The organism is Acaryochloris sp. 'Moss Beach' (genome assembly GCF_021497025.1).
GTDB classification, from domain to species: Bacteria; Cyanobacteriota; Cyanobacteriia; order Thermosynechococcales; family Thermosynechococcaceae; genus Acaryochloris; species Acaryochloris marina_A.
The window spans coordinates 4,570,671-4,591,072 of the sequence record NZ_CP071717.1; the positions used below are offsets into that span (position 1 = coordinate 4,570,671).

General features: G+C 49.0%; 17 protein-coding genes and 1 pseudogene. 9 read left to right on the forward strand and 9 right to left on the reverse strand.

Features of this window, described 5'->3' with window-relative positions; all coding sequences use genetic code 11:
- Positions 1 to 11: 11 nt before the first annotated feature.
- On the reverse strand, positions 12 to 1,253 hold the full coding sequence (locus HRE53_RS21490; protein WP_235107866.1) for an ISAs1 family transposase: 1,242 nt from the start codon (positions 1,251 to 1,253) through the stop codon (positions 12 to 14).
- Between the two features lie 330 nt (positions 1,254 to 1,583).
- On the opposite strand from HRE53_RS21490, the gene HRE53_RS21495 reads away from it, so the two are divergent.
- Positions 1,584 to 1,895, forward strand: a complete 312-nt coding sequence (locus HRE53_RS21495) for a hypothetical protein (protein ID WP_235107867.1) — start codon at positions 1,584 to 1,586, stop codon at positions 1,893 to 1,895.
- Between the two features lie 190 nt (positions 1,896 to 2,085).
- Here HRE53_RS21495 and HRE53_RS21500 read toward each other — a convergent pair whose 3' ends face one another.
- The 5 genes and pseudogenes from HRE53_RS21500 to HRE53_RS21520 form a co-directional block, all read right to left on the reverse strand.
- Entirely contained in the window at positions 2,086 to 2,316 is a 231-nt protein-coding gene (locus HRE53_RS21500; RefSeq protein WP_235107868.1) for a hypothetical protein, read from the reverse strand.
- 47 nt (positions 2,317 to 2,363) lie between these two features.
- A pseudogene (locus HRE53_RS21505) lies at positions 2,364 to 3,420 on the reverse strand (IS630 family transposase).
- 53 nt (positions 3,421 to 3,473) lie between these two features.
- Positions 3,474 to 4,550: a phthiocerol/phthiodiolone dimycocerosyl transferase family protein gene (locus HRE53_RS21510; protein WP_235107869.1), complete on the reverse strand. Its 1,077-nt coding sequence runs from the start codon at positions 4,548 to 4,550 to the stop codon at positions 3,474 to 3,476.
- 393 nt (positions 4,551 to 4,943) lie between these two features.
- Complete coding sequence (locus HRE53_RS21515; RefSeq protein WP_235107870.1) at positions 4,944 to 8,525, reverse strand: eIF2A-related protein; 3,582 nt, start codon at positions 8,523 to 8,525, stop codon at positions 4,944 to 4,946.
- A gap of 82 nt (positions 8,526 to 8,607) precedes the next feature.
- Positions 8,608 to 9,231 carry a class I SAM-dependent methyltransferase gene (locus HRE53_RS21520; RefSeq protein WP_235107871.1) on the reverse strand — a complete coding sequence of 208 codons (624 nt, stop codon included), beginning with the start codon at positions 9,229 to 9,231 and terminating at the stop codon, positions 8,608 to 8,610.
- A 284-nt stretch (positions 9,232 to 9,515) separates the two neighbouring features.
- Here HRE53_RS21520 and HRE53_RS21525 point away from each other — a divergent pair, with 284 nt between their 5' ends.
- The 4 genes from HRE53_RS21525 to HRE53_RS21540 all read left to right on the forward strand — a co-directional run bounded on the left by HRE53_RS21525 (position 9,516) and on the right by HRE53_RS21540 (position 13,342).
- The gene (locus tag HRE53_RS21525; RefSeq protein ID WP_235107872.1) at positions 9,516 to 9,713 is read left to right on the forward strand and encodes an electron transporter; all 198 of its coding nucleotides are present in this window, start codon (positions 9,516 to 9,518) and stop codon (positions 9,711 to 9,713) included.
- 135 nt (positions 9,714 to 9,848) lie between these two features.
- Positions 9,849 to 10,034: a DUF2949 domain-containing protein gene (locus tag HRE53_RS21530; protein WP_010472536.1), complete on the forward strand. Its 186-nt coding sequence runs from the start codon at positions 9,849 to 9,851 to the stop codon at positions 10,032 to 10,034.
- A 418-nt stretch (positions 10,035 to 10,452) separates the two neighbouring features.
- The gene (locus HRE53_RS21535) at positions 10,453 to 11,868 is read left to right on the forward strand and encodes an undecaprenyl-phosphate glucose phosphotransferase (protein ID WP_235107873.1); all 1,416 of its coding nucleotides are present in this window, start codon (positions 10,453 to 10,455) and stop codon (positions 11,866 to 11,868) included.
- A gap of 187 nt (positions 11,869 to 12,055) precedes the next feature.
- Positions 12,056 to 13,342 (forward strand): serine/threonine-protein kinase, encoded by a 1,287-nt coding sequence (locus tag HRE53_RS21540; protein ID WP_212665245.1) that lies wholly within the window; start codon positions 12,056 to 12,058, stop codon positions 13,340 to 13,342.
- Here HRE53_RS21540 and HRE53_RS21545 read toward each other — a convergent pair.
- Together HRE53_RS21545 and HRE53_RS21550 are read right to left on the reverse strand one after the other, a co-directional pair.
- On the reverse strand, positions 13,337 to 14,857 hold the full coding sequence (locus HRE53_RS21545; protein ID WP_235107874.1) for an SUMF1/EgtB/PvdO family nonheme iron enzyme: 1,521 nt from the start codon (positions 14,855 to 14,857) through the stop codon (positions 13,337 to 13,339). The two genes, HRE53_RS21540 and HRE53_RS21545, sit on opposite strands and share 6 nt — an antisense overlap.
- A 158-nt stretch (positions 14,858 to 15,015) precedes the next feature.
- Entirely contained in the window at positions 15,016 to 16,227 is a 1,212-nt protein-coding gene (locus HRE53_RS21550; protein ID WP_235107875.1) for a M48 family peptidase, read from the reverse strand.
- A 209-nt stretch (positions 16,228 to 16,436) separates the two neighbouring features.
- On the opposite strand from HRE53_RS21550, the gene HRE53_RS21555 reads away from it, so the two are divergent.
- Positions 16,437 to 17,243, forward strand: a complete 807-nt coding sequence (locus HRE53_RS21555; protein ID WP_235107876.1) for an RNA polymerase sigma factor RpoD/SigA — start codon at positions 16,437 to 16,439, stop codon at positions 17,241 to 17,243.
- 48 nt (positions 17,244 to 17,291) lie between these two features.
- Here HRE53_RS21555 and recA read toward each other — a convergent pair whose 3' ends face one another.
- Positions 17,292 to 18,350 carry a recombinase RecA gene (recA, locus tag HRE53_RS21560; RefSeq protein WP_235107877.1) on the reverse strand — a complete coding sequence of 353 codons (1,059 nt, stop codon included), beginning with the start codon at positions 18,348 to 18,350 and terminating at the stop codon, positions 17,292 to 17,294.
- A gap of 58 nt (positions 18,351 to 18,408) precedes the next feature.
- Between recA and HRE53_RS21565 the strand changes: the two genes are divergently transcribed.
- Genes HRE53_RS21565 through dinB form a run of 3 tightly spaced genes read left to right on the forward strand, consistent with a single transcriptional unit; the run spans position 18,409 to position 20,389 of the window.
- Positions 18,409 to 18,657, forward strand: coding sequence for a hypothetical protein (locus HRE53_RS21565; protein WP_235107878.1), 249 nt, complete (start codon positions 18,409 to 18,411; stop codon positions 18,655 to 18,657).
- A 36-nt stretch (positions 18,658 to 18,693) separates the two neighbouring features.
- The gene (locus HRE53_RS21570; protein WP_235107879.1) at positions 18,694 to 19,311 is read left to right on the forward strand and encodes an SOS response-associated peptidase; all 618 of its coding nucleotides are present in this window, start codon (positions 18,694 to 18,696) and stop codon (positions 19,309 to 19,311) included.
- 16 nt (positions 19,312 to 19,327) lie between these two features.
- Positions 19,328 to 20,389: a DNA polymerase IV gene (dinB, locus tag HRE53_RS21575; RefSeq protein WP_235107880.1), complete on the forward strand. Its 1,062-nt coding sequence runs from the start codon at positions 19,328 to 19,330 to the stop codon at positions 20,387 to 20,389.
- Positions 20,390 to 20,402: the final 13 nt, after the last annotated feature.

The window sequence follows — 20,402 nt, forward strand, 5'->3', positions numbered from 1 at the left end:
GCGCAAGAAAATCAAGCCTCTGAAAGGCTAGACTGTAAAGGAAGAGAAGCGCCTAGAACTTTGAGCATATACGCTTCATCCATGCTCGCCCGTTTTAGTTTTTGACGGGTACTTTTCTTAAAGGACGTTTCTTGATTGAGAAGGTTGATGCTCCAGCGTCTCAGGATGGCCATGTTTTCCGGCGCATGTCCTGTGCGAATGCGGCTAGCATCTTCGCCAAAGGTCACGTCTAAGACCCAGTGGAGTTGGTTCTCAATCGACCAATGCTGGCGGATGGCTTTGCCCAACTGCTGAGCATTTGGCGGTAGAGAACTGATATAAAACATCACCTCATAGGTGGTTTTGTTCCACAAGTGACGGGTTCGAGCGACCTTGACGATGGTTTGCAAGCCCTTCCACTGCGCCTGCTTGTACAGAGGACCCATCTGTTGAAGGGACACGGCCCAAACTTGTCGTTTTTCGCGACGATGGTGCCCTGCTTCCACCCGCGCATCATAGCTGTGCTCAATGCACTTAAACTCATTCGCTTCAGCCGTTTCAAACCATTGCTCAACCTGCTCAAACAGCGTGGGATGATTCTCCTTGAGGGCCAGCACATAGTCAGCCTCTTTAGCTTGAATGTGGCGGGCAATCTCGTGCTGAGTTCCCATTGCATCAATGGTAATAATGCACCCGGCAATGTCTAATAGCTCTAGCAGTGCTGGAATAGCGGTAATTTCGTTACTCTTGTCTGCAACTTTGACCTGTCCTAGAAATAACCGATACTCACTGGCCCAAGCACTGACCAGATGCAATGCGGATTGGTCTTGATTGCGATCATAGGAACCTCTGAGTTGTTTGCCGTCAATCGGTATCACTTGAGCGCCGAGGGTTGTCACTACCTGATCCAACCAGTGATTGAAACTCCGCTCAAAAGCGGAGGGGCAAATACGCTCAAACACTCGTCGATAGGTGTCTGCTGTCGGCATCCCAGACGGTAGGCTCAGAAAACTCGACAACCAATCTTGATGGCTTAGACCATAGGTTTCAATGTCTTCCCACCCTTGTGCGCCACCTAAACTTGCCAATAGTCCAATCACGACGATGCTGACAAACGGATGCTGGACACCTTGGCCTCCCCGTGGATCAGGCAAATCTTCAAAACACTCGGACAACTGTTGATAAGCCTGATCGCAATCACTGGCAGGCAGGAGTGACGAGGATGAGTCAGTGGAAGCTGGTGAGGAAGGCGGCTTGCTGAATCCTGTAGCCATGGGGAAACCCTTTTAACAGAATGGAGTTCCATAGCATATTACAGCTTCATTTTTCTTGCGCTGCCCCTGATAATAGATGCCGACCCAAGGCATGACTTAAGCGCTCCACATACAAAAATCAGGTTTGACATGGCCAGTCAGCTCAGTAGTCAGAACCAAGGCGATTTGTTCAAGCAGTGGATCTAGGACTTGAACAGGTGTGGAGTTATTGGCAATATTCAAAGACCTGAATTTTCCTGAATAAAACAGGATTGTTTCGGCTTGAGAGTTTCGCGATAGTGAGGACAAGTTAAACAACTTACTTCCTTCAACTAAACGAGGTTCTGAACAATGACTCAATACCAAAGCACTCCCACCAAAGTACTACTGAGCGCAGGTTTATTTTCTGTATGTCTAATGACTGCTTCAACACAAAAGGCACTGAGTAAAACGACAGAACCGATACAACCTCTGCTAACAACCATTGCTCCCACTACACTAGAACATCAAAATCTTTCTGCCGTAAACTTTGAGCAGAATAGGCTTGCCCCTAACACTTTGCAAGATGCTAAAGCTGTGAATAAGATTGAAGGCCAAGGAAAAGTCGCTTTTTTCCGATTTTGGCGTCGTCGTTTCCTTCGTCGTCGTCGGGGGTGGTGGTAATTTTAATAGCAGTCTACCCAACCGCTTGAAAATTGCATGAATTAGGAGGATGACGTAACAGAAAATAGAATGACACTAAAGGTGAAGCTAGCCCCAGGTTCTTGTGATTTGGGGCTATTAACCTCATTAAGACTAAGTGATATTGAAAGTGAGCTTGCAGAACTAACTCACTATGATTCAGAGTAATATCCTATTCACTGCCCACTAGATAAGACAATGCATCATCGATTAAGGTCTCTACAGTCCCACGACTTAAAGAGGGTTCAGAGTAAGCAAAATTGAAGATCATCTTATCTCTGAAAGTAGCGACTGCGGCAAAGAATAACCCTCCAAATATTCCTTGAGATGGCAGGAAACTGATTTCTTCGAGTTCTAGAGGGCCATAATTCACAGGAATATTAATTTTTCCGCTATTAGTCACTTCAACAGTTAAAGGGGCTTTTTGAGTTAAAGAAGATTGATTATACTCTAGACGGCTAAGATATTAACTTCTTTAAAAGACTGAAACTTGAGTGATAGAAGGCTTGTTAGTTTCGCCTTGTGCTCTCCATTGCATTGATCAATGCAATGTTGAATGGCCCCTTTGAAAGAGTGAAAATCGGCATAATACTTCGAGTAGAGACATTCCTTGCGCACAAAGCGCCAAAGCCGCTCAATCAAATTCAAATGGGGTGAATAGGAGGGCAAATAGACTAACTCAATATCGACGATCTCAGCAAAGTCAGTCACCAGCTGGCATTTTTGATATCGGGCATTGTCTAAAATGACGCTGATGGGTATGACTGGGTCGAGTAGTGCCAGCTTGGCTAGCAACAGACACATGCTATGAGAGTTGATGTAGGTGTGGTTGGTGATACTGGTGACTTCTTTGGTGACAGCGTTGAGTGCACCCAGAACATTGAATCGTTGACGGCCAGAAGGAGACGGGATGAAGATCCGACGAAGGCACCAGAGAAACCCCAGATAAGCCCGGTGAACAAAATGAGCAGCATCCACAAAAAAGACAAGACGCTCTTGGCGTTGAGCTTCCTCTAATAAGGGTTCAAGGCGAGTTTGTCGAAACTGCTCTTGCTCCTCAATTTTCTCGGGCAGACTCGACTTTCCCGGCACATACCCCACTTTTCGATAGCGACAACCAATGCGCTTGAGGAAGGCTTTGATCTGGGTTGGAGAACGCTTAATGCCTGTCAATTGTTCAATGACTGCTTGGGCTTCTGCACTGGTGCGGGGGCGGGTGGTGCTCAAAGTAGGCTCTCACACTATCGCTATGAGCATTGAGTGAACTAGGTTGACCTTTGTATTCCAGGGTCTTCAGTCCTTCAATTCCGCCTTGTTGATACTGACGAAGGGTTTTAGCTAAGGTCGGACGACTAATCTGACAAAGCTGACAAATCTGGGCATGGGGAAGACCCTGACTTTTCAAGTAGAGCACTTCCATCCGTCGCTGCACCCGTGGGTGAGGATGATGATAGCGTTCGTAGTTGAGGTGTTGGATTTCCTCTGCGGTGAAATCAATTTTAATCATGCAAGTAAGAGAGTAGGTGGGGGATACTCCCAGTGTGCCAAATCTCTCCGCTACTATGTTAAGTCACAAGTCGTCTGCAGTATAGGCTCAACCAGTAGATCGTTGAACATCTCATTAAACATAGTCAAAATATGAAACATCTCACCACGGTTAAGACTTTGTTCAATGGCTTGCTTTACTTCTCTGGCTAATTGCCAGAAATCAGTACGATCAGTGATGGAGTGAAAGGTTGCTACCGCAGATGCTAACCCTCCTAGGTCTTCATCCCCTATGGCAGGCGAGAGACGCCTTCTTAAATCCACCATGGAACGACAAGCGAAAGATAAATTCTTTATTTCAGATATTTTTAAATGGTTCGCCACTGCCAACAACATGGCGGCACATAAGGCTCCTTGAACGGTTGTCTTTTCAGTTCGATATTTCTTCAAGAGGGCTCTGGTCAGTCTAGGTTCAATTTGCCTGTGAATAATATTACAAGTTCGTTCTTCTACGGGCACAAATTTTTCGAAACTAAGTGCTTTCGGTCTGAAATAAAACTGTTTTAGTACGGCTCTCATTAACCACAGCACACCAGAAAACTTTCCTCTATATCCCTTATATTCATCGGGGAGCATTGCTTCCAGAGAGGGCAGGAAGGGGAGCGCTGGGATCTGGGATGGAAGTGCTTTTCCGTCTTGTATGTCCCCACAATAACGGAGTAGCTCTGAATGTAGTGAAGTCGTTGATATTCCATCACTAATGGCATGATGCACGGTTGTAATGAGATGACTAATATTGTGGTCGGCGTGACAAATTAATGTTGTTCTCCAGAGAGATTGGCTGCTGTTAAGGGATTGATTGAGTTCCTCGAGAACCACTTGCTGCCAAGTTTCCTGATCAACAGCTTCTATTACCCGAAGGGAAACACTCCCCTCAACCCTTTTTTTGAAAACCAACTGACCTACCGGGCCATCAATACAGCACTGGAGCTGAGGATGATGTTGCTCAGCTATCTTTAAGGCATGTTCTAGTGTTTGTCTTGAGATAGAGCCTTTGACTTTACTAATTGTCACTACATTGAGGGAACTAGCAATCTGATTAAAGATTTCGAACCCTTCTTCAAGAGGTGATAGGGGGCGAATCAGTTTCATGGTTAATCAGTCTCCTCTCAGAAGAAAAACTTTGGGCAGAATGAAAATGTCTTGAGTGCTTGAAGAGTTGTTCGCGGGGATAACCCTTCAATGACCCCTAATACCGGTTTAGTTCATTCATTAAACGTCTTATCTACTAACCCGCTTGTAGTATTCGTTTCATGATGAGCTACTCACTCAATTTGTGCTGTGATCTGACTTGGGATTTTTGTCCTCTGCCCCATTGGCAGCTTAATGATGTAAGAAGTCTACTAACCGTTGCAAGAAATCTAGGATTCAAAGACTAACTCCAAACCAAGGCTGGCAAAAAATAGGTGCATTGAGCCTGTGTGGGGTGTACCTGGTGAAGAAAATATGGACTGAAATTATCGCTAATGTCCCTGGGAGACATGATCAAGACTGACTAATTGCACCGAGGAATTTCAGCATTTCTTGTTGGGGAGGCGTCAAGTTTTGGCAGTTGGAAATGTTTAAGCCTTCACAGAGACGGTCGGCCCGCCAAGTCTCCCGGCAAGTTCCGGTCTGCACATCCCAAAACCTGAGTTCCAAGTCACTGCTCCCTGTCACCAAGGTTTGACCGTCTGGGCTAAATTCAACAGCCGTGGACCAGCTCGGATGTCCAGATAGCTTAGCCAGGCATTGACCCGTTTCCACCGACCATAATCGGGCCGTTTCATCTTTGCTACAGCTCGCCACGGTTTGCCCATCGGGGCTAAAGACAACCCCCATCACCCAATCTGTATGGTCGGTTAAGACATGGAGACATTTCCCCGTGTCCACATCCCAGATTCGGACGGTTTGATCTGCTCCACCTGTGACAATGCGATTGCCCTGGGGGCTCCAGGCTACATACCAAGCCCAAAATGGGTGCCCAACTAGGGTCTGGGATAAGGTTGCAGATGGAACATCATAAATCTGTACATTGGCATCAAATGAACCAATGGCGATCTGTTGACCATTCGGGCTCCAGCTTAAACCACTGACAAAATGTCCGGGGATGGCCTGGACCACCTGCCCCTTGGCAACATCCCAGAGTCGCCAGGTGCCATCCCAACTGCCGCTGGCGAGCCACTGACCATCTGGACTAAAGGCGAGGGAGGCGATGGTGGCTCCATGGCCGGGTAATACCCGCAGGACTTCTCTGGTGGCGACATCCCACAGCCGAATTTGCTGATCATTGCCCGCGCTCGCTAGCAGATGACCCTGGGGATGGAAGGTTAGTCCATAGACCCAGCCCTGATGTTGCCAGTAGGTTTGATAGGTCCCTGTTTCTACTTGCCAAAAGCGAATGGCCCCATCTGTACTCCCACTCACGACCGTTTGGCCATCCGGACTATGGCGAATACTTAAGGTGCTGTTGATTTGCGCCTGCCAGGATTGTAGGGCCTGACCCGTGGTTAAGTCCCACAGCCGAATCATGGGTTCATCTCCCCCACTGACTAACAGGTCTCCCTGGGGATGACAGGCCACACTATAGATGCAGCTGTGGTGTCCAAGCAGGCGACGCTGGCAGATGCCTGTGTCTAAATTGGTGATACAGATGGTGCTGTCTAGCCCCGCACTGACCACAGCGGATTGATGGGGAAGGAACGATGCGGAAAAAATGGCTTGGGTATGGGGGGTGAGGACCTGAACGCATTGACCGGAGCTGACTTTCCAGATACGGAGGGTGCGATCGCATCCTCCACTCACCAACCACTGACCATCGTCACTAAAGGCCACTGCCCGCAGCCAATCCGTATGGCCTTTAAGAGTACGCAGACAGCGACCTGTTTCTAGGTCCCAAAGTTTGACGGTGGCATCATGACTGGCACTGGCTAGGGTGTGGCCATCGGGGCTGAGGGCGATTGCCCAGATCCCTTGCTCATGACCTTTGATAATTTGCAAACAGTCTCCAGTTTGCAGATTCCAGATGCGCCAGGTCCGATCTTCCCCAGCACTGATCAGTCGCTGGCCATCGGGATGTATCACCACCGATCGTATGCAGTCTGTATGGCCCGTTAAGATGCGCAGGCATTGTCCCGTGTCTACCTGCCACAGTCGAATGGTCTGATCTTCGCTCCCGCTGGCTAGAACGGAGCTATCGACACTAAAGGCAACGGACCACACATTATTTTCATGGCCTTTGAACATACCAATGGCTTGACTGCCCTGCTTGGGATTCTCCACATCCCATAGCATGATCATGTTGACGAAATGGCCCGTTGCCAATCGTGTACCTTGGGGATCAAAGGCGGCGGTGGCTACATGGGGAAAGGCGGTGGCAAAAACCGTATCCTTGAGGTCGGCTCCAGTCATATTCACTTTGATCAGGGCTGTATCCCGGAAATCGGCTTGCCAGAGGGCGAGCTGGGATAGATCGGTGCCGGTTAAGTCTACCTGCAGCTGCACCAGTAAATTGAGGCAATTTCCGGCGGCATAATCTCTGTGGTTGGCAAGCTGCTTCAATCGGTCTCGCAACTGGGTCTCGATGGCGGTGGTGGTTTGCAGTTTTGACAAGAGTAGGTGGATTACGGGTTGTAGAATCACCTGGCGTTGGCTGTGTCGGATGCCATCTTTGGCTTGGGCTTTGAGCAGGGCATGGCTATGTAAGCGGGATGGCGCTGCCCCCTCCGGTTGCAAAAGACTGTGGCCGATGTCTTCAATTAATCGCTGGGTCACATATTCCATCAACACCGGTTGCAGGGTGAATTGGGGTAATTCAATGCCAGATTTGATCACCACACATAAAGACCGTCGTCGGAGGGCCTCCATGGCTTCCAGTAATTTCGGCATGGCCACAGGAAACACCAAATCATGACGCAGATCCGCCAGGGCCAGGGGGGCACGATTTATGGCCAACCAGTACATGACGTCCTGTTCTAGGGGAGACAGGCGTTGAAACTGCTGATCGAGGAGGATGCGAAAACCGTTAAAGACAGTGATGCCTTCTGCTAAAAAGGCTTGTACGTCTCCAGCAAAAATATCTTGAATTGCCGTGGCCACGATTTTGAGGCCCAAGGGATGGCCTTCGTAAAACTGGATCAGCTTGTGGAAGCCATCCGTATTTCCTGTTAATCCTTTTTGGGTGAGCAAGGGTAAGGCTTTTTCCGGTTCCAGTCCGGCCATGGCTAAGGCCCGGACAGTGGGGCCTTCTAGTTCCGCTAGGGTGGCGGGCTTTTCGCGACTGGTGATTACTAGGCAGCTTTGATGAGGGGTTTCACCTAGCGATCGCAACAGGGTTTCATAGCCTAGATAGTCCGGTTTATGTTGGCCTGCCTGGGGGTGAGCATAGTCCGCTCCACTCTCCAGCAAGGTCTCCCAGTTATCCAACACTAATAAACAGCGATGCTGCCGCAGATAGGTCATCAATTGCGATAGCAGGGTTTGGGGTGGGCTGATGCGGGTCAGTTCCGGATCTAGAGATTGCAAGATATCCACCAGCAAGTCTTCATTTTTGGGGCCATGGCGAACTGAGCGCCAAATGACCGCTTCAAACTCAGAGTGCAGATGTTTAACCAGCTTTACCGATAGAGAGGTTTTGCCGATACCGCCGATACCTAGCAGGGCCACGAGCTGACAGCGTTCGGTGCCTAACCACTGACTGAGGGTGGCGAGTTCTTGAATGCGGCCATAGAAGTTGGAAATATCGACCGCTTCTCCTAAATCCAGTCGGTGATCAGCGGATGCTGAATTTGCTAGGGTTTTTGCTGGACTGGGTTTAGCTTCGGGACGGCGAAAGTCTTCTGCTTGCAGGGGTAATTCAAAGGTGGTGAAGAACAACGACAACGTGCGTTTATCCAGTCCTATTTCTCCGTCAAGGACTTTGGCAACAGTTTTGGCATCAAGTTGGGTGCGGTCGCTCAGGTCTTGCAGAGTATAACGAATCTCCTGATTGTCCTGAGCTTCGCTGTCCTGGATGGCGGCTCGTAACCGCTCTAAACCAATGCTGGTTAGAACAACGCCTCGTCTTCGCCTTTGCGGTGCTTGCGGCATGAGGTTGCATTGCACAACAATTCCCTTCAAACACCAGGGTATACCTATTCACTGGGTTGTGGTGTGAAACCAATCGCTGTTCTTAGGAGGGCTTTTTCGCCACTATAAATACGGCTTTACCTTTGTCGGGCTGCCATTGGTGGTCAATCTTAAAACGTGCATCAGTCAAACTGTTTGCAAGTTCTTCTACCGTAAAGACCTTAACCAACGGGAAAAATCCTAAGAACTTGCCAATGGGGGCAATCCATTTAAACCAGGCCATCTTATCTCCCAGACAAACCGTACTGGTGACGAAAATGCCACCGGGCTTGAGCATGTCAAATACCTTCGCAATGACTGCTTCTTTGTCTTCTAGCAAGTGCAAAATGCTCAGACCTAAGACTGCATCCAGGGTCTGATAGGAGATATCCAATTCATCAATACTAGATTGTTCAAAGGTGATGTTTGGGATATTTTGAGCAGCGGCTCTAGTCTGGGCAATGTCAATCATATTGGCAGAGAAATCAACGGCTCGAATATGTTTGACATAAGGAGCATGGACGATTGCCGTTGATCCAGTACCGCAGCCAATCTCCAAGACTTCCATGTTGGGCTGAAAGTATTCTTGGGTAACCTGTAGTTTTTTCTCGTAGGACGCAACATCTGTAATGGGCTGTTTCAAATATCGGTCAGCAATTTTGTCCCAAAACTTCGCAGACTGCCCCATACCCGTTCTCCTTTGATTGACGGAAGATCGTTGCAAATTGCCGACAGCGATTCGCTGCTGTTCTTATTCTAGATCCCATGCCCACCACTGACAGATGGCACAGATGTTGTCGAGAAATTTTTGAGGAGGGGTTGGTATTGGAAAGGATGACCGTTCAGCCATTCCCCTAGCTTGATCCTGATCACCTTAGTTCCTTAAGTTCCAGATTAGGCTTCCGATCTTCCCTGGAGAAGCCTAATCATCATCGTGATAGTGCAGATATGAAATCCATTTAGGAACCGATCATGTTTGCACCACTTATTGTCAGATTAGACCATGTCCTTGGCCATCAGCGCTTTATCCGATTACGGAGAAAAGCCATAGCAACCCATACCCAAATCATCAATCAGTTTTGTGATTCAGTCGGGCTAGAGCGGCCTTGTCGCCAACATCTGATCAAAGTCGCCCATCACAACGGCCAAAAACTGGGGTTGCTCGCCTAACCCTTGTGATACCCATCACTCAGTTCATCCATAGGCATCACAACCTGATTTGCATCAGATCACGGCTATTTCCCTTTATCTAAACCACCATAGATAGCATCAAGTTCAATCCTCCTCTGAGCCCGACCTTCTGTTATGAATCGGCAAACTCGACTTATCCAATATCTGCAAGATGAACTAGCCCTTCCCCAGGATGCACTTTCTTTGGCCACTCGGTTTCAAGATCGCACGGCTACTCAGATTCCGATCATTCTTTGGCAGTATGGTCTAGTCAATATTGATCAATTGGGCCAAATTTATGACTGGTTGGCTTCTGTCTAAATAGCCATACTTTTTTGCCGCGTTTTAGAAGTATCTTGACGACTCCCTAAACATTATTTTTACCCTAACTGCTTTCTAGTTTTTTACTTCATTCTTCTCGAACCAACCATCCATAGTCAGTATTATCACGACCGTAATAATACTGACTATTTTATTTTTATCCCCTCAATAATCGCTATCCCAAGTTCCCCATACAATCACTCCGTAAATTCACGATTGTTCTCTCCAGTAAAGACTTGCGACAATAAGCACATATCTGAATCACTCCCCAGTCCTTCCTTTTGTGTCCCCCCCATTTCATTGTTTTGCCCTCAACCACTCAACCTCGTTATTCGTCTTCCTATTCTCTATAAAAATTGAATATTTATAACCGGCACCATTATTCCCGCAATTTATCTGTTCGCAGAACCTTTTGACCATGGATGCTGAAAATTTGATCCGGTTCAGCCCGCTGAATGTTTTGCCGCGCAATCAACGCCTATTGAGTGGGTTGGTTTGCGGATTAGATTTATTCGTCATCCTCAGTCTCTTGTGGATGACGACTTTTGCATTTGGACCCGTCAGCCCCGATGGGTTAAAGGCCCTAAGTGCGCTGCTGATGTTGATCGTGCCTACGATCTTTCAGGGAGTGGGGCGCTATACCTTTCAGCCTGCTAATCCTCCTAAGCTAGACTACTCAAGAATTTGGTTGGGATGGGGATTAGTCATCGCAGCCTTACTGTTTCTGGGATATATGAGCCACACCGCTTATGTTGCCAGCCCAGGGGCTCGTCTTTGGTTTGTCTTATCCCCGTTGGGACTATCTCTCCTCAATCCGATCATCAGTGGTCCTTTACAGCAACGAGTATCAGGGGACTACACCCGTACCGCCATTATTGCTGGCACGGGAGATATGAGCCAGCGAGTGGCCGATCAGCTTGGCCAAAGCCCTAAGTCAAGTATCAAATTCTGTGGATACTTTGCTGATCGGGATGCCAAGTTCGAAGCCGAAAGCTGCCGACCCCTGATTGGCTACCTGGATGAATTACCTGATTTTGTCCGTCGTTCTTGCATTGATGTGGTTTATATCACTCTGCCCCTGAGGGAAGAAGCAGCCATCTCAAACCTGATTTTAGCTCTGCAAGATACAACGGCCTGCGTCTATTTTGTCCCCAATCTGATGATGCTGAATTTGATGCAGGCTCGGGTTCACGACCTCAATGGACTGCCGATGATCGCGGTCATGGAAGTGCCGTTTTCTCAGGTCCAGGCATGGGTTAAGCGTGGTATTGATTTTGCGATCGCAACTCTAATTTCCATTGCTATTTCCCCCCTGATGGTTCTGATTGCCATCTCAGTTAAACTTTCCTCCCCCGGCCCCGTTCTGTTTAAACAGCAGCGCTATGGTCTGAATGGTGGCAATATCGTCGTCTATAAATTTCGCTCCATGCGGGTGATGGAAGATGGGGCAAAAGTCACCCAAGCCACCCAAGGCGATCCACGCATCACCAAAGTTGGGGCTTTTCTGCGCCGTTCCTCCCTAGATGAGCTGCCCCAATTTATTAACGTGCTGCAAGGCCGCATGAGCTTAGTCGGTCCTCGGCCCCATGCCGTTGCCCACAACGAACATTACCGCAAACTGATTCAGGGCTATATGCTCCGCCATAAGGTCAAACCGGGTATCACGGGTTGGGCCCAGGTCAATGGCTATCGAGGCGAAACTGAAACCCTGGACAAAATGGAAAAGCGGGTTGAATTCGATATCCACTACCTCAACCACTGGTCCTTGTGGCTCGATATCAAAATTATTCTGCGTACGGCTCTCGTCTTTTTTAACGACAAAAATGCCTACTAGCTCTGTTAAGTTTTCCTGAAAAAAGTTCCAGCAGCCAAACACCTGCGTTAAGCTTGCACCCAAAAATGCTCGTGACTCAAATGGCTTTATTCCAAAGCAATATTTTGAGCTAGAGTGTATCGGGTCAGTGACCGTTAACTGCCCTTTTTAGTCCGGTTTCGCAAGCACCAATCAAATAGGCAGAGTGATGAGCACGTTAGCCAATCGCTACAAAATTATTAAAAATCTCGGCGAAGGTGGATTTAGCCAAGTCTACTTGGCTAAAGATTTACAGCGGGATGATCACCGTCGATGTGTGATTAAAAAGCTGCAGCCCAAATCCGATGATCCCTTCACGGTCAGAACCTCCAGACGTCTCTTCAAAACGGAAGTCAATGTTCTCCAAAAGCTAGGTAGCCATGACCGCATCCCCCAGATGTTTGTCTCCTTTGAAGAGGATCGGCAGTTTTATTTAGTCGAGCAATATATTACAGGCCAAGGGCTTAGTCGGGAGCTGACTTGGTGGCATTGGACCGAAGCTAAGACCGTCGCTTTTTTGCAGGATATCTTAGAAACCCTCGCGTTTGTCCATCGCAAACAGGTGATTCACCGGGATATTAAACCTGAAAATCTGATCAGACGCGATCACGATCAGCGGATTGTCCTGATTGATTTTGGCTCCGTTAAAAGTCGCCAGCAGTCTGGTCAGACCACCATCGTCGGTACCAAGGGCTATATGCCTCCCGAGCAGCTTCTGGGTAAACCGCGTCTGAATAGTGATGTTTATGCTGTCGGCATGATCGCTTTGCGAGGTCTCACAGGCATTAATCCGGTAAAAACTGAATTTCCCACCGATCCTGATACAGGCGAGTTCCTTTGGCAACATAAAACGGACGTCAGCCCTGAACTAGCCCAAGTTCTCAACACTATGGTCCGCCAGGATCATCGGCATCGTTACCCCTCAGCCCAGGAGGCCCTGCAAGCCGTTAGTCAACTGGGTGAAGTGCCAGCCTCGGGGCGCCGACGTCTGCTGCAAGCAGCAGGCTTAAGTGTGATGGGATTACTGGGAACAGGCATGGCCTATCCCGCCCTCAGCCAGGAACTCCCCAATCGCAAGCCATCTTCCCCTTTTCCTGCAGCTCCCACCCCAGAGCACCCTCCCACCCCGGAGACAAACGTATCTGTCGAGAAATCTGCTTCTCCTGTTGCCAAAGCGGATACCCCGAAGGAAAAAGAATCTCCTCTCGCTTCACCGGCTTTAGCCACGGCTCCTAAACGTCTCGACAAGCAAGAACTTTTGCGTCGATATGGTTCCTATAACGAGTGCCGTACCGTCGCGAAAGCCAACGGCATTAAGTTTGCGACCACACCCACCTGGGATAAGTTGGTCTATGCCTTTAGTTATTCTGAAGCCCTGCAACAAATGAGTCAGGTTTATCTCAGCGCCTATCCCAACCCAGCTCTAGCGGGCATCACCCTTGAGCTGACCTTATAAGGCTGAACAAACGACCCGGAATCCCAAATCATAGGTGAGGAAGCTAGAGTTGTTGTAACGCCGCTGAGCGGAGCGGCAGAGTTGCGGATTGGCTGACATGGAACCCCCTCGGTTGATTCGTCGAGCATCCCCTTCTTTCACCCATGCACTACCATTGGTCGGCGCCCCTTGGTAGCTTTCGTGCCATGTGTCCTGGCACCACTCGCTCACATTGCCATGCATGTCATGGAGACCAAAGGCATTGGCTGGAAAACTCCCTACCCCTACGGTTTTTTTGCGGTATTGTCCTTTTGGGCCTGTGCCATAGGCATAGACCCCCCAGTAATTCGCCAACTCCGGCGTAATGGTTTCTCCCATATGAAACGGGGTTGTGGTGCCCCCTCGACAGGCATATTCCCACTCGGCTTCGCTGGGTAAGCGATAATCCCGCCCTGTTTTCTGGGAGAGGCGCTGACAAAAAGCAACGGCATCTTCCCAAGACACATTGTCCACGGGGCGAGTCAACACTTTTTCCCTAGAAGGATTAGAACCCATAATCGCTCGCCACTGGGCTTGAGTGACTTCAAATTTCCCCATGGAAAAGGCCGGAATCGTGACCTGATGTTGGGGGCCTTCACCCCTTTCTCTTTCTAGCTCCTGGGCAGGAGAGCCCATTTTGAAAGCTCCGCCGGGGAGGCTCACCATTTCCAGGGTGACGTCATCTCCCAAGCTGTCTTGAAAAACCGGGACTTTTCCTTCCGTTCGCTGCACAATTTTGCCTTGAGGATTGACCTCAACATAGGCAAAAGACGACTCTAGTGCCGTCGTGGCGACATCCGTTGACTGTTGCTTCAGGGAAAACAGAGATACGGCAGTGTGAATGGGAATGGCCAGATTAAAGCCTGATTTGACGGCGACGTTCCCCACGGTTTGGCCTTCGGCTCGTCCGTGGATGCCTGCGACTTGACCTAAGCGGTTGAGAACGGGGCCGCCACTCATGCCCGGCTGGGTAACAGCGGTATAGGTAATGCCATAGCCCCCCGCTTGGGTGCCAATCGAGGTGACTTGTCCAGGGGAAATCGTATATTGGGGTTGGGTAATTGCTAGCCCTGGTAGTGGGAATCCGGCTACAAAAACTTCGTCTAGTTCGCTTAAGGCATTCTTCCCGGCCAGCTTGGCCACGGCATAATTATTCTTGCTGTTGATGGTGACCAGGGCCAAGTCTACTGTTCCACCTGACTGCATCCCTGAAGTGTCAATCGGATGTTGCTGACCATCAAAGGTTTCGATGTAAGCTTCTTCCCCAGGATTGGTGTCTTTGAGCACATGACCTGCGGTTAAGACGTAGTAGGTATTCCCGGCTTTACTGACCAATACCCCAGACCCAGCAGCGCCTTGGGTAATCACCCGCACGGTAATTTTTTTCGCCAGGATTTTCAGGGTCCGACGATCTTGGGCCAGGAGCGAGCGTTGCCACAATCCGGCAGACAATAAGGTTCCACCAAATAATAGAAATTCCCTGCGTTTGATTCCCATATCCCTGAGTTTAATGGTGATTAACGGTAGACCTTGGCCGTGAGCGGCCTCGATTGCGGCACCATTATTCTATGCCAACCCTTCGCCAATCTCCCATCAGTAGCTGTTGTCACGATTTTTTAAGGCGGCAGCCACCCTAGCTGATAAACCGCTTTTTTCTAAAGTTTTCGGGCTAATTGTTCTAAATGCTGTTGGGCTTGACTGTAGTACTTGAACTGTCGTTCATCCCGTCGGAATTCTGGAGTATGGACCCACCGACGCCCATTTTGAGTCCGACCTCCATGAATTTTATGCAGCAGCTCATGGTACATCACAAATTCAATCACATAGTTGGGCAGTTGGTCCGAGTCCAGACTCAGACTCATGACTACCCGATCCCGGCTGGGCTCATAATGACCCAATTTGCGGTTGCTGTAAACTTTGCTCCAGCAAAGACGGGGCTTTTCGACCTCTTGGTTAAAATACGCCTGATTCACCTGCGCAAAAACATCATCCAGATTGTAGACATTGCCTTGAGCCATATCTCTCAGATCATCCACCATCAGATCCAGGGCTAACAGCAGCTCAGAAAATTCTTCCGATAGGGAGTACTCCGTCATGATGGTCGAGGTTTTCGGAGTTTTGCCCAGCAACATGGAGTCGATCGCCGCTTGCATGACATCCGGTTCGGCCAAAATAAATCCTTCGTTGATCCTAATTTTGAGTTGGGGAGGCTTAAATTGGCAGCGATATAGGGCACTCATGGGTGTGAATTCAAGCCTGAGATGCTTTAGCTCTTTGAATGGACGAGCACTGCGAGCAGACGATTGATTTGCCAAGGTTTGTTCAGCGATGGCTTTTGTTTGGCGAACAGCATAAGCATGCAGGTGGAGATGATCGTCACTCTGGAGAAATTTCATCCAACCGTAAATTTGTTGAGATTGTTGAGTTAAGTTTCCGGGTGTTGCTCCCTGGGCGGCACATAACTGCTCAATTTGTGCCGTTCGTTCTCCCAGCTGCTGAATCAGTCTGTTTTCGGCATCGGTATCGTCGGGAAGTAGATCGGCAATTCGGTCTTGAAAATACTGGAGCTGACTCCGAATTCGCTGGATGGAAATTTCCATTTGGCCCTGGGGTGAGCCTTGGTTTCTAGAATCGAATTCAACGATGGGTAAACGCTTGAGATTAACCCCTTTCAAAAACTTGTAGGCATTGCGAGACGGTACTGGAAGTTGACTGGGTTTGATATGGGCCTGGGCACAAATTTGGTCTGTGGTCTGAATGGTCTTCACCACATACTGTTGAAAGGTAGAGACTTCGTGACTGGGGATGCCACTCTTGAGTTGATCTCTCACTCGATTTGACGCTTTCACTAATCCGCGAATTCTCATGAACGGCTTATCAGTATGGACATGAGCAGAATAGCAGAACCGTTAAGCGCTTCAAGGGTGATTAACAACCCTCATAAGTTACCCACTCATGTGCCCGATCGAACAGGGTTGATGAAAACCGCAGTTTTTTTAAGAAATATGAAGTTATCTTCCTATTGATCTGTTTTTGGGGTACTACCTCTACAACAGCTATTTGTGGGGAAAAGAAATTGGCGACGCAACATGACAGTCTGCATTACTATCTGAAGGAGATAGGGCGGTTTCCGCTGCTGACCCATGAGGAAGAGATTACCCTGGCTCGGAAAGTCCAGACGGGTAACCCTCGTGCAAAAAGCAAGATGATTGAGGCAAACCTGCGATTGGTGGTCTCGATCGCTAAAAAACATCAGAATCGGGGTCTGCCCCTCCTCGATTTGATTCAAGAAGGCAATTTGGGTTTGAGTATTGCTGTAGACAAATTTGAACCCGAGCAAGGCAATCGGTTTAGTACCTATGCCTACTGGTGGATTTTGCAGGGGGTCACCCGCTCGTTGCAAAACAAAGGCCGTGTGGTCCGGTTGCCTGTTAAACATTGGCAAGTGGGCAATCAAATCAAACGGGCTCGCCATCAGTTGAGTCAAGAGCTGGGTCGAGAACCCACCATCGTCGAAATTGCTAACACCATGGAGATGGATCTAACCCGCTTGAAAAAGTATCTCCATAGCCTGCAAGAAACGGTGTCTTTAGACAAGTTTGTGGGCAACGAACAAGATACGACCCTAGGAGATCTGATTGAAGGCGGGGATTCCACCCAGTCCTACCTCGATCTGCTCCTGCAGGATGAGGAATTGTCAGGGTATATGGCGTTGCTGGATGATCGCCAGCGATTCGTGATTTCTGAGCGGTATGGGTTGGACGATGGCAAACCCAAGTCCATGGAAAAAATTGGCCAGAAGCTGGGTATCAGCCGTGAACGGGTGCGACAAATCATCAAAAAGGCGATGCAAACCCTAGAGAAATGCGCTTTATCGGCCTAAAAAAAGGGCATGGAAGGCCCATACCCCGATTCGTGTCTGTGGTGAAAATTAAGCGGCTTCTTCTGCCTCTACCTCTACTGCCGTAATGGCATTGGCAGAGACTTCAGCTCCCAACTCTAATCGTTGACGCACCTGTTGTTCCACGCTTTCGGCAAACTCAGGATTATCGGCAAAATATTGGATGGTATTATCTCGGCCTTGACCAATATTACTGCCGTCAAAGCTATACCAGGCTCCCTTGCGAACGATGATATCGGTTTCTTCTGCCATATCTACTAAGCACCCCAACGTGGAAATCCCCTGACCGAATAGGATGTCAAACTCGGCAATGCGGAAGGGGGGCGCGACTTTATTCTTCGCTACTTTGACCTTGGCGCGGATGCCGTACATATCGGTGCCTTTTTTCAGGGTTTGAATGCGACGAATATCGAGACGAACGGAAGCGTAGAATTTGAGGGCGTTACCGCCTGTGGTGACTTCAGGATTACCGTAGGTAACGCCAATTTTTTGGCGCAGCTGATTCAAAAAGATAACGGTACTGCCGGACTTAGAAATATTGCTAGTGATTTTGCGCAGGGCTTGACTCATCAGTCGAGCTTGCAGACCCATGTGGGAGTCGCCCATATCGCCTTCAATTTCAGCGCGAGGCGTCAGGGCGGCGACGGAATCGATAACAACGAGATCCACGGCACTGGAGCGAACCAGCTGATCGACAATTTCTAGAGCCATCTCTCCAGAGTCAGGCTGGCTAACGAGTAATTCAGAAACATCTACCCCTAAGGCAGCGGCATAGACTGGATCAAGGGCATGTTCGGCATCGACGAAGGCGGCGACTCCACCGTTCTTTTGGATTTGTGCGATCGCATGTAGCGCTACGGTGGTTTTGCCTGAACTTTCAGGGCCATAGATTTCGATCACCCGGCCTCGGGGCAGGCCACCGCCTAAGGCAAGATCTAAGGTTAGGGCACCACTAGAGATGGTTTCAATCTGCATCCGAGTGGCATCACCTAAGCGCATAATCGACCCTTTACCAAAGGTGCGCTCCACATTTTTCAAAACCAAGTCCAGGGCTTTTTGCTTTTCGGCTGAATCAGTGATGGCGGCCATACATCTCTCCAGAGATTTGGGGGGTGTTTGATTAATATAGTATACTTGTACTACTTGTGTGTCAACTTGGCACCAGGGTAAAAATTTACCTCCAGCACGGGAGGCTGCGATGGAGACTCTTTCTGAATTAATTGGGTTCACAGGCGATTGGCTTGTGGGTGTGTCTTTTACCCTGGATGGGGGGTATCAATGTTGGGTGATTACCCCAGAACGGCAAGCCTATACGGATGGTGAGTATTATGAAAGTCATCTGATGGCTTTGGCTGCTGGTCGTTACCTTGTTGAACATTCTTTGGAGGTGGAGTAGTTATGTGTGGTCGATTTGCCCTGACGGCAACCCCAGATGAGATCGCCACTGCTTTTGGTCTCCAAAACGTTCCCCCCTTTCCCCCCTCGCTACAATATTGCTCCCAGCCAGCCCATCGCTGTGATTCGACAGTTGCAGCATCAGCCTCGTGAATTTCGGCTAATGCAATGGGGACTCATTCCCGGTTGGGCGAAGGATCCGAGTATTGGTAACAATCTCATTAATGCCCGGTGTGAAACGGCCCATGAAAAGCCCTCGTTTCGATCGGCCATCAAATATCGTCGCTGTTTGATTCCAGCGAGCGGCTTTTATGAATGGCAAAAGGTAGATAAAAGTACCAAGCAACCCTATTACTTCCGCATGCAGCAGCCCTTTGCTTTTGCCGGACTGTGGGAATCTTGGCATGATATTGAAACCTGCATTATCCTGACGACCCAGCCCAATGAAGTGGTTGCCCCGGTTCATCAGCGGATGCCGGTGATTATTTCACCCGATAACTATAAGGTGTGGTTAGACTTTGATATTCAAACGCCGAGTTATCTGTTTCACCTGTTCGATCCTGATTTAGTCCAAGGTCTGTCGGCTCTGCCCGTGTCCACTCTGGTCAACAGTCCGACGGTGGATCGACCTGAATGTATTGAGCCAATGCTGTAGTTTCTAGCTAAAGACGATGCGTAAGATCCTGCACATCGATATGGATGCCTTTTTCGCTTCTGTTGAGCAGCGAGACAATCCTCACCTGCGCGGCAAGCCTGTCGTTGTTGGCGGACGCCCGGAGCAGAGAGGCGCAGTGGCCGCCGCCAGTTATGAAGCTAGGAAATACGGTATTTTCTCCGCTACGCCGTCGCGAGTGGCTGCCACTAAATGTAAGGATTTAATTTTTATTGCACCCCGCTTTGAGGTTTACCGCCAGGTTTCAAGCCAGATTCGCACCATCTTTCATCAATTTACAGATCTGGTGGAACCCGTCTCCCTAGATGAAGCCTATCTGGATGTGACAGAAAATAAGCCCCAAATAGACTCAGCAATGGCGATTGCCCGAGAAATTAAGCATTTGATCCATCAAGAAACCCACTTAACGGCTTCGGCTGGAATATCGGTCAATAAATTTCTAGCCAAGATGGCGTCGGGATTGGAGAAACCCAACGGCCTTTCTTTGGTGGCTCCGGACCAGGCCGAAACCTTTGTCCAGCAGCTCCCCATTGAAAAGTTTCATGGCATTGGTAAGGTGACCGCCGCTAAAATGCACCAACTGGACATTCAAACGGGAGCAGAGTTACGCCAGTGGTCCGAGCTTGCGTTGGTGCGCCAGTTTGGTAAGGTGGGCCACTATTATTACGGCATTGCCAGGGGGAAGGATGATCGCCCGGTGATTGCTAATCGGATTCGCAAGTCCATTGGAGCGGAACGCAGTTTCTTTCCGGATATCTCTGGGCTGTCCGTTTTGATGGAAGAACTGGATGCGATCGCAACCCTAGTACACCTACGATTAGCTGAAAATCAACGGTCTGGCTATACCCTGACTCTGAAAGTAAAGTATGCCAATTACCAACAAATCACCCGCAGTCGGACGGTAGACAATCCCTTATATGAGGTGGATGAAATTTTAACGTTAGGCAATGAGTTGCTACAAACCCATATAGATGAACAACAGGCAGTGAGGCTATTGGGATTGACACTCGCCAATCTTGTCGACAAAGACCGCAGTCCTAAACAGTTGGTAGTTAGGTGAGATTATCTCAGCC

Coding starts and splice junctions, on each gene's coding strand:
- HRE53_RS21545 (WP_235107874.1), bottom strand. CDS start 14,857: ATGGGAATCAAACGCAGGGAATTTCTATTATTTGGTGGAACCTTATTG.
- dinB (WP_235107880.1), top strand. CDS start 19,328: ATGCGTAAGATCCTGCACATCGATATGGATGCCTTTTTCGCTTCTGTT.
- HRE53_RS21540 (WP_212665245.1), top strand. CDS start 12,056: ATGAGCACGTTAGCCAATCGCTACAAAATTATTAAAAATCTCGGCGAA.
- HRE53_RS21495 (WP_235107867.1), top strand. CDS start 1,584: ATGACTCAATACCAAAGCACTCCCACCAAAGTACTACTGAGCGCAGGT.
- HRE53_RS21515 (WP_235107870.1), bottom strand. CDS start 8,525: ATGCCGCAAGCACCGCAAAGGCGAAGACGAGGCGTTGTTCTAACCAGC.
- HRE53_RS21530 (WP_010472536.1), top strand. CDS start 9,849: ATGAATCGGCAAACTCGACTTATCCAATATCTGCAAGATGAACTAGCC.
- HRE53_RS21520 (WP_235107871.1), bottom strand. CDS start 9,231: ATGGGGCAGTCTGCGAAGTTTTGGGACAAAATTGCTGACCGATATTTG.
- HRE53_RS21535 (WP_235107873.1), top strand. CDS start 10,453: ATGGATGCTGAAAATTTGATCCGGTTCAGCCCGCTGAATGTTTTGCCG.
- HRE53_RS21510 (WP_235107869.1), bottom strand. CDS start 4,550: ATGAAACTGATTCGCCCCCTATCACCTCTTGAAGAAGGGTTCGAAATC.
- HRE53_RS21490 (WP_235107866.1), bottom strand. CDS start 1,253: ATGGCTACAGGATTCAGCAAGCCGCCTTCCTCACCAGCTTCCACTGAC.
- HRE53_RS21570 (WP_235107879.1), top strand. CDS start 18,694: ATGAGATCGCCACTGCTTTTGGTCTCCAAAACGTTCCCCCCTTTCCCC.
- HRE53_RS21525 (WP_235107872.1), top strand. CDS start 9,516: ATGTTTGCACCACTTATTGTCAGATTAGACCATGTCCTTGGCCATCAG.
- recA (WP_235107877.1), bottom strand. CDS start 18,350: ATGGCCGCCATCACTGATTCAGCCGAAAAGCAAAAAGCCCTGGACTTG.
- HRE53_RS21550 (WP_235107875.1), bottom strand. CDS start 16,227: ATGAGAATTCGCGGATTAGTGAAAGCGTCAAATCGAGTGAGAGATCAA.